An 8340-nucleotide genomic window follows, 5' to 3' on the forward strand; every position below is an offset into this window, starting at 1 on the left:
GACGCGGCCGGACCGGCGGACGCGGGCGGGCGGGAGGCAGCCCGCCCGGCAGGCGCGAAACGGGAGCGCCCGCCGACCGCGCCGCGGGACGGTGGAGGCAGGCCCGCTCGCGTAGACTGGGCGCACTACGCCACCCGACATCTGGAGCTGAAGTGCCCACCATCGTCGTCGACGTCATGCCCAAGGCCGAGCTTCTCGACCCCCAGGGAAAGGCCGTGGCCGGCGCCCTGTCGCGACTCGGTGAGCACCGCTTCTCGGACGTGCGGATCGGCAAGCGCTTCGAGCTCACCGTCGAGGGCGAGGTCGACGAGGCCACCCTGGCCCGGGCTCGTGAACTGGCCGACGAGATGCTGTCGAACTCCGTGATCGAGGACGTCGTCAACGTCGAGGTCGTGGCGTGACCGCACGCATCGGGGTCATCACCTTCCCCGGGTCGCTCGACGACCGCGACGCGCAGCGCGCCATCCGCCTCGCCGGCGGCGAACCCGTGGCCCTGTGGCACGGCGACCACGATCTGCGCGGCGTCGATGCGCTCGTGCTCCCGGGCGGGTTCAGCTACGGCGACTACCTGCGCGCCGGCGCGATCGCGGCCTTCGCGCCGATCATGTCCGAGGTCAAGGACGCCGCCGCCAAGGGCATGCCCGTCCTCGGCATCTGCAACGGCTTCCAGATGCTCGTCGAGGCGCACCTGCTGCCCGGCGGTCTGATCCGCAACGCCCACCAGCAGTTCATCCGCCGCGACCAGCGCCTACGGGTCGAGAACGCCTCGACCGCGTGGACCAGCGACTTCACCGAGGGCGACGAGATCGTCATCCCCCTCAAGAACGCCGACGGCGGATACATCGCGGATGCCGAGACCCTGGCCCGTGTCGAGGGGGAAGGCCTGGTGACCTTCCGGTACATCGGGGTGAACCCGAACGGCTCGCTGGGTGATATCGCGGGTCTGACGAACGAGCGCGGCAACGTCGTGGGACTCATGCCCCATCCCGAGCACGCCGTCGAGCCGGGCTTCGGTCCGGGCACGCCGGCCGCGATGCGCTCGGGCGTCGACGGGCTCTCGTTCTTCACCTCCGCCGTCGCGGCGGTCGTCGGCGCCGCCGCCTGACCTCACCCATCGGCTCACCGGGTGCCGTATCCTCTGGTCATTCCGCGAGGACGCATCCGAAGCACCACGCGCGGAACGAAGCGATGGGCGTAGAACGGGTGGGCTGACGTGGACGGATCGGTGGGCAACGGCTCGTCCGCGTTACGGGCCGTCGTCGCCCAAGTAGCGGTGCGGCTGACGCCCGGGCACGGCCAGCCCCTCGCCCGCCACCTCTCCCTGCTGTCCGAGGCCGATCCCGGTCCCGCACCCGCCGTGTGGACGGATGCCGACGCCGCCCGGGTGTCGACCGTGCTCGTCGCCCGTGCGCGGCAGGACGCTCTCGACGACGGCATGGCGCCCCTCACCCGCTACTTCGTCGACGGGCGGCTGCGGCATCCCTCGGCTCTCTCGGCCGGCGCACGCGCGGGTCTGTTCGCTTCGGCGGCCGAGTACGCGACCGCCGTCGGCTGGCCCCGCATCGGCGCCCAGTACGCGTCCGAGTCCCTGCTCTTCGCGGAGTCGCCGGCGGAGCGACTGCGCGCCCTGGGCCCCCTGACCCTGGCCTTGGCCTTGAACGCGGAGTTCACCGCCGCACGGGCCGCGCACGCCGAAGCGCGCCGCATCGTCGACGAACGGGGCGGGTCCCCCGCCGAGCTGTCGCACGACCTGCTGCTGGGGCAGGCGCTGCTCGTGGTGACCGGGGCCGACAGCGTCGCGCTCGAGCAGACCGCCGACGAGCTCGACGCGGCGCAGCCCGGCGACCCCTCGGCCTCATTCACCGCCGGCATGATCCGGGTCACGGCGGCGTTCATCGCGCGGGACCTCACGCGAGGACGCGCACTGAGCCAGCACCTGCTCCACGGATCCGTCCGCGGGCGCAGCCGCCGACTCGTCCGCGATCTGCTGACCGGCGCCTACAGCGGAGTGCTCGCCCTGATGGACGAGACGGCCGAGGCGCACCGCGTGCTCGACGCGGCCGTCACGCAGCCGGGTCACACGGTGTGCTTCGCCATGTACCGGGCCGCGCTGCTGCTGCAGGAGGGGCGGGACCGCGAGCTGATCGCCTCGACCGACGCCTGCGTGACCCTGCCCGAAGAGCACTGCCTCGGCTCTCTCACCCCCGTCCTCACCCGCCGCGCGGTGGCGTTCCTGCGGATCGGCGAGGATCAACGCGCCGCCACCAGCATGGAGTCCGCGCTGCTGCTGGTCGCTCGCACGGGCGGGTCGGTCATGCCGCTGCTCATGATCCCCCGTGTCGAGGCCGAACGATTGCTCGATCTGGTCGCCCGCACCCGCACGGATTTCGCCGACACGATCGAAGAGATGCGGCAATTCCTGCCGATGCTGGCTTCGACAGCGACGGCGGCCACCGCCGCCGCCGCTCTGACCCCCACCGAACGCGAGCTCGCGGGGCTGCTCGTCACGGAACTGGATCTGGCCGAGATCGCGCGACGTCGCCACGTGTCGGTCAACACCGTCAAGACCCAGGTGCGCTCGATCTACGCCAAGCTCGGGGTGTCGCGTCGCAGCGACGCCCTGCCCCTGCTGATCGGGCTCGCGCCGGATCGGCCGGACATCGCGCCCGTCACGCCGATCCGTTCCAGCTCGGCGTCGTGAGCGACGCGCCCGCGGGCGGAGCCCCCACGTCCACGGACGTGGCCCTGCGCGTCGCCGCCCGACTCGCACCCGGGAGCGGGCTGCCGAGCGCAAGGGATCTCGTCATCCTCTCCGAGAGCGACCCCGGCCCACCCCCGCCCGCGTGGGGCGATCGGCAGGCGCTGACCCTGGCCGCGGTGCTGTCGGCACGCGCCCGCACCGACTCGCTCGTCGACGGAATCGACCTGATCCACCGTTATTTCGTGGGTCGCCAACTGATCCGCCCCGCCGTGATGGGCGACGGCGCACGGAGCATCCTCCTCGCCAGCGCCGCCGAGTACTGCGGCGCTGCCGGGTGGCCGCAGATCGGCGTGGGCTTCGCCACCTCGTCGCTGCTGTTCGCCGACTCGCCCGCGCGGCGCTTCCGCGCCTTCGCCGTCCTCGCCCAGAACCTGTCGATGAACGGCGAGTACGCGGCGGCCACGGTCGCGATCGACGAGGCCCGCGCGGTGTTCCACGACGAGGGATGGGATGCCGCCGAGACCGACCACTGGATGCTGTTCGGCGAGGCGATGATCGCCGCCGGCCGCGCCGACGCCGCACGCGTGCGCGACCTCGCCGACGAGCTCGAGAGCGCGCGACCCGACGAGCCGTCGTGGTCGTACACCGCCGGGATGCTGCGTGCCACGGCCTGCTTCGTCTCGCGCGACTACACGGCCGGCCTCGCGCAGTGCCGGGCGCTGCTGCTCGGATCGAACCGGAGCCACCGCACGGTGCGCGAGCGCGTGCGGGGGCTGCACAGCGGCATCCTGGCCCTGCAGGGAGACCTCGACGAGGCGCTCGCGGTCATCGAGGGGTGCACCACGCAGCCGGGGCACGCCGTGTGCTTCACGGCCTACCGCGCGTCCGTCCTGCTCGACCTGGGGCGCGATCGCGAACTCATCGACGAGACGAACGCGTGCGTGGCTCTCGGCGACGGGCACTGCCTCGCGCCCCTTCCGGCGATCCTCGTGCGCCGCGCGGTGGCGTTCGCCCGGCTCGACGCCCCCCAGCGCGCCGTGGCGAGCATGGAGGCGACGCTCATGCTCATCGAACGCACCGGCGGTTCGGTGATCCCGTTCCTGGCCGTTCCGCGGCACGAGACCGTGCGGCTGCTGCAGACGGTCGCCGCCCGTCGATGCGATCTGCGGGCGCAGATCGACGCCCTCATCGCGGTGCTGCCCCCGGCATCCGCGGCATCCTGCGGCAGAGGGGGGATCGAAGCGCTCACCCCGGCCGAGGTCGCGCTGACGCGGATGCTCGCCGCGGATCTGCCCCTCTCGCAGATCGCCCGCGCGCGGTCGGTGTCGCTCAGCACCGTCAAATCGCAGGTGCGCTCGATCTACGCCAAGCTCGGGGTCTCGACACGGCAGGCCGCGGTCGCCGTCCTGCGCAGGACATCGGGCTGAGCACCGGCGGGTGGGATCGACGATGATGGGCAGGTGCGCGTTCCCGAGCAGGACCCCGTCATCGATCGCCTCCTCGCGCTGTGGAGCGAGAGCGACCGGACGCTGCCCTCAGAGCCACGACTGGCCGAGCTGACCGGGGCGAGCCGTGCGTCGGTGCGCGAGGCGCTGATCCGCCTCGAGGAGCGCGGGTACGTGCATCGCACGCAGGGGGCCCGCACCACCCCGAACCGCCGCCTTCCCGCCGTGGGACGACGCATCGACGAGCAGTTCGACCACTCGCTGTCGATCACGGGTGCGGGTTACACGCCGCATCTCGCGCTGGTGTCGTCGGAGCGGGTCGTCCTGGCCCCGTCCGCAACCCGATTCGACGATCTCGCCGACGGCACGACGGTGCTGCGCACGGTCAAGGTGTGGAGCGTGGACGGAGCGCCCTACGCCCTCGCCGAGGACCTCGTCCCGGTGTCGTCCGCCGCCGAGCTGGACCCCCGCTCCCCCGTGTTCGATCTGGCCGAAGCCGCCAACGGCGTGCAGGTGGCGTGGGAGACCCTCTGGGTGGATGCCGTCGCGCTCGACGAGGAGCGGGCGGCGGCGCTGGGGGCGCCGGCGGCGATCCCCGTCATCGAGATGACCTATTGCGGCTACGGCGCCGATGACCGCGTGGGCTACTGGTCGCGCGAGGTGCAGCTGGCCGCTCCGGTGGGCCTGCGAAACGCGCTCATCCGCCGCGTCCACCGCGCGTGAGCGGTGCCCGGGCGGCGGCGCGAGATCAGGGGCCGGTCGACGCCCCGGTCGTTTCGGTCGCGTAACCTGCGCGTGAACATGTCAGACAAGTAGCCCTCCAACTTGTCGGACAAGCGTAGGCTCGCGCTCATCACCCGACGAGAGCGAGCCCCCATGACCGACACCCTCGACCTCCACCGCCTGTCCGCGCAGACGGTCACACCCGAGGGGTTCGCCCCCTTCGGCGTCGTCCTCACGCCGATGGAGGACGGCACGCCCTTCACGGCGGAGGAAGCCGTGCTCGACGTGTCGAACGGCATCCCCCGGTTCTATCTGATGCACCTCGCCGACAAGGCGCCGGAGTTCACGCGTGTCACCCGGCACCTCGAGACGACCCAGACGCTCATGGCCGTCGGGGACGTGTCGTGGTCGATCGCCGTGGCCCCTCCCGGGGTCGACGCCCCCTCGCCCGACGACCTGCGCGCTTTCGTCATCCCGCCGCGCACCGCCATCACAATGCGCAAGGGCACGTGGCACGCGGGACCCTTCTTCGCCGAGCCGAGCATGGACTTCGTCAACCTCGAACTCGACGACACCAACGTCACCGACCACCACAACCACCGACTCGACGACGCCCACGGCGTGCGCGTCGTCATCGTGGGCGGATGAGCGTGCTCGAGGCGCTCCCCGACGCCGCCTCGCGCCTGGCCGCGCTCGAGCGCGAGGCCGCCCACCAGAGCGCTCTGAGCGCCGGCGAGGAGCGACCGTGGGCGACCGCCCGCGACGGCGTGCGACCCGTCGTGATCGTGGGCGCCGGACAGGCCGGGCTGGTGCTCGCCCGGGGCCTTCGCCGGCGCGGCATCGACGACGTCGTGGTGGTCGACTCGTCCCCCGCGCACGCGGCCGGACCGTGGACGACGTACGCACGCATGCACACGCTGCGCACCCCCAAGGACATCGCCTGGCCCACCTGGGGCACCCCGGCGATCAGCCCGCGCGCCTGGTTCGAGGCCGTGTACGGAGCAACGGCGTGGGACGGCATCCGATTCTTCCCCACCGTCGCCTGGCAGGGTTTCCTGCAGTGGTACCGCTCCGTGTCGGGCATCGTCGTGGCGTCGTCGACGCGCGTGCGCGCCCTCGAGACCGCGGGCGCCGATGAGCCGATCATGCTGCACCTCGAGGGACCGGACGGCGAGTGGATGCTGCCCGCCCGGCACGTCGTGCTCGCCACCGGCATCGAGGGCGCGGGCGGACGCCACGTGCCGGCGCTGTTGTCGGGCCTCCCCGCCGAACGCGTGCACCACACCCACGACGACATCGACTTCGCCGCCCTCGCGGGGCTGCGCGTCGGCATCCTGGGCGCGGGCACCGGCGCCTTCGACAACGCCGCGACCGCCCTCGAGCACGGGGCGGCATCGGTGGACGTGCACATGCGCCGCCCCGCCATGCCGCAGGTGAGCCCGTATCGGTGGATGGAGTTCGCGGGACTCATCGAGAACTACGGATCCTTCACCGACGCGCAGAAGTGGGCGTTCAATGTGCACCTGTCGGCGATCGATCAGCCCGCCACGCAGAACGCGCTCTGGCGCGCGCACGCGTTCGACGGGTTCCGCTTCGTCACCTCGTCGCCGTGGGAGCGCGCGGAGTGGACGGGTCGCGACATCGCCGTGACGACGCCGCACGGCATCCATCGCTACGACGTGGTGCTGGCCGCCACGGGCATCGTCGCCGACCTCTCGCGACGCCCCGAGCTGGCCGGAGTCGCGGCCGAGGCCGCCCTGTGGAGCGACCGCCTGACCCCGGCCCAGGCGGAGCAGAACCCCGGTCTCGCCGCCTTCCCGTACCTCGACGACGACTTCGGACTCATCAGTCGCCTCGACCCCGAAGGTTCGGCGCTCTCGCGCATCCACCTCTTCAACCACGGAGCGCGAATCAGCCAGGGCATGCTGAGCCACCAGATCCCCGGCCTGGTCGGCGGAGCGACCAAGCTCGCCGCCGCCCTCTCGCGACGTCTCTTCGTCGCCGATTCCGACCGCCTGCTCGCGGAGTACCTGGCGTACGACGTGCCGGTGGGCGTGCACATCGGCCGCCGTGCGCAAGCACCGCTGCCCGCGGCCGAGGCCGGAGTAGCGTCGGCGTCATGACGTCCCCCTCGATCACCGTCTCCGTCCCCTCGACTCAACTGCGCGATGACCTCGGGACCCTCCCCGACGGCGTCGAGGTGGTGGTGTGGGACATGACGGATGCCGCTCCCCGCGACCGCTTCGACATGGTGGTGCCGCCGTACATGTCCCTGGACGGCGTGATCGAGCGCCTGTCCGAGATCGAGGTCGGGCTCGTGCAGAGCCAGTCGATCGGCTACGACAACGTCGAGGGACGACTTCCCGACGGCCTGGCGTTCGCCAACGCGTCGAGCGTGCACGAGACCGCCACCGCCGAGTTGGCCGTCGCCCTGGCGCTGGCCGCCCAGCGTCGCCTGCCCGACTTCGTACGGGCGCAGGACCGTGGCGAGTGGCTCGGCGGCACGGCCACGGGACTGGCCGATCAGCGCGTGACCCTCTTGGGCTTCGGCGGCGTGGGTCGGGCGATCGCGGCGCGCCTGAAGCCCTTCGAGGTGTCGCTGCGCGCGGTCGCCTCGCACGGCCGCCTGCAGGACGACGTCGAGGTCTTCCCCCTCGGAAAGCTCGACGAGGTGCTGGACGAGACCGACGTGCTCATCGCCTCGCTCCCCGGCGGCGACGCGACGCGGCACGTCATCGACGACCACGCGCTGTCGACCCTTCCCGACGGCGCCCTCGTGGTGAACGTGGGGCGCGGCCCGCTGGTCGACACCGACGCCCTGGTCGACCACGTTCGTCGCGGCCGCATCCGCGCGGCGCTGGACGTGACCGACCCCGAGCCGCTGCCCGCCGACCACCCGCTGTGGGCGCTCGACGGCGTGCTCATCGCCCCGCACGTCGGAGGGGCGACGGATGCCATGCGCCCGCGCATCGCGAAGCTGGTGCGGCGGCAGATCGAGCGTCTCGCCGCCGGCCAGGAACCGCTCAACGTCGTCATCGGCGGCTGAGCCGCGCGCGCGGCGCCCTCAGCCCGCGGCGCGCGCCGCGTAGACGTTCGCCGTCGCCGCGACGTCGTCGACGTAGCTGTCGAGGTGGTTGTACGAGAACACCGCGACGCCATCCCGCGGGGCTCGTCATCTCGCCCGCCGCGCACAGGTAGCGCGCGGCGCCCAGAGCGGCGTCGTCGATCTGGTTCGGGTCGGCCGCGCCGTCGCCGTTCGCGTCGGCACCCCAGCGCTGCCACGTCGCCGGGATGAACTGCAGCGGACCGACCGCACGGTCCCACACGGCATCCCCGTCTAAGACTCCCCCGTCGGTGTCGGCGATGGCCGCGCTCGCCGAACCGTCCAGGGCGATGCCCCGGATCGGCGGGTCGGGATACCCGTCGGCGCCCAGGGACCCGCCGGAGTGCGTGCCGTGGGCGGACTCGATC

At 72.5% G+C, this 8340-nt stretch carries 9 protein-coding genes; 8 read left to right on the forward strand and 1 reads right to left on the reverse strand.

What is annotated here, in order from left to right:
* The first annotated feature begins 152 nt into the window (after positions 1 to 152).
* From purS to DBR36_RS15015, 8 genes are all read left to right on the forward strand, one after another.
* On the forward strand, positions 153 to 401 hold the full coding sequence (gene purS, locus DBR36_RS14980; protein WP_108320545.1) for a phosphoribosylformylglycinamidine synthase subunit PurS: 249 nt from the start codon (positions 153 to 155) through the stop codon (positions 399 to 401).
* Entirely contained in the window at positions 398 to 1105 is a 708-nt protein-coding gene (purQ, locus tag DBR36_RS14985; protein WP_108320546.1) for a phosphoribosylformylglycinamidine synthase subunit PurQ, read from the forward strand. The genes purS and purQ overlap by 4 nt, the downstream gene beginning before the upstream one ends.
* A 108-nt stretch (positions 1106 to 1213) precedes the next feature.
* Positions 1214 to 2701, forward strand: coding sequence for a helix-turn-helix transcriptional regulator (locus DBR36_RS18585; protein ID WP_108320547.1), 1488 nt, complete (start codon positions 1214 to 1216; stop codon positions 2699 to 2701).
* A complete protein-coding gene (locus tag DBR36_RS14995) occupies positions 2698 to 4128 on the forward strand; it encodes a LuxR C-terminal-related transcriptional regulator (protein ID WP_108320548.1) in 1431 nt (476 codons plus the stop codon). Before DBR36_RS18585 ends, DBR36_RS14995 begins: the two co-directional genes overlap by 4 nt.
* Before the next feature lie 33 nt (positions 4129 to 4161).
* On the forward strand, positions 4162 to 4869 hold the full coding sequence (locus DBR36_RS15000) for a GntR family transcriptional regulator (protein WP_108320549.1): 708 nt from the start codon (positions 4162 to 4164) through the stop codon (positions 4867 to 4869).
* Between the two features lie 153 nt (positions 4870 to 5022).
* Positions 5023 to 5517 (forward strand): ureidoglycolate lyase, encoded by a 495-nt coding sequence (locus DBR36_RS15005; RefSeq protein WP_108320550.1) that lies wholly within the window; start codon positions 5023 to 5025, stop codon positions 5515 to 5517.
* Positions 5514 to 6992: an FAD-dependent oxidoreductase gene (locus tag DBR36_RS15010; RefSeq protein WP_108320551.1), complete on the forward strand. Its 1479-nt coding sequence runs from the start codon at positions 5514 to 5516 to the stop codon at positions 6990 to 6992. The genes DBR36_RS15005 and DBR36_RS15010 overlap by 4 nt, the downstream gene beginning before the upstream one ends.
* A complete protein-coding gene (locus tag DBR36_RS15015) occupies positions 6989 to 7915 on the forward strand; it encodes an NAD(P)-dependent oxidoreductase (RefSeq protein WP_108320552.1) in 927 nt (308 codons plus the stop codon). Before DBR36_RS15010 ends, DBR36_RS15015 begins: the two co-directional genes overlap by 4 nt.
* Here the strand turns inward: DBR36_RS15015 and DBR36_RS18590 are convergent.
* On the reverse strand, positions 7902 to 8340 hold a 439-nt coding region (locus tag DBR36_RS18590), incomplete at its 5' end, for a lytic murein transglycosylase (RefSeq protein WP_258222892.1). The two genes, DBR36_RS15015 and DBR36_RS18590, sit on opposite strands and share 14 nt — an antisense overlap.

The organism is Microbacterium sp. HMWF026 (assembly GCF_003061325.1).
GTDB lineage: Bacteria > Actinomycetota > Actinomycetes > Actinomycetales > Microbacteriaceae > Microbacterium > Microbacterium testaceum_E.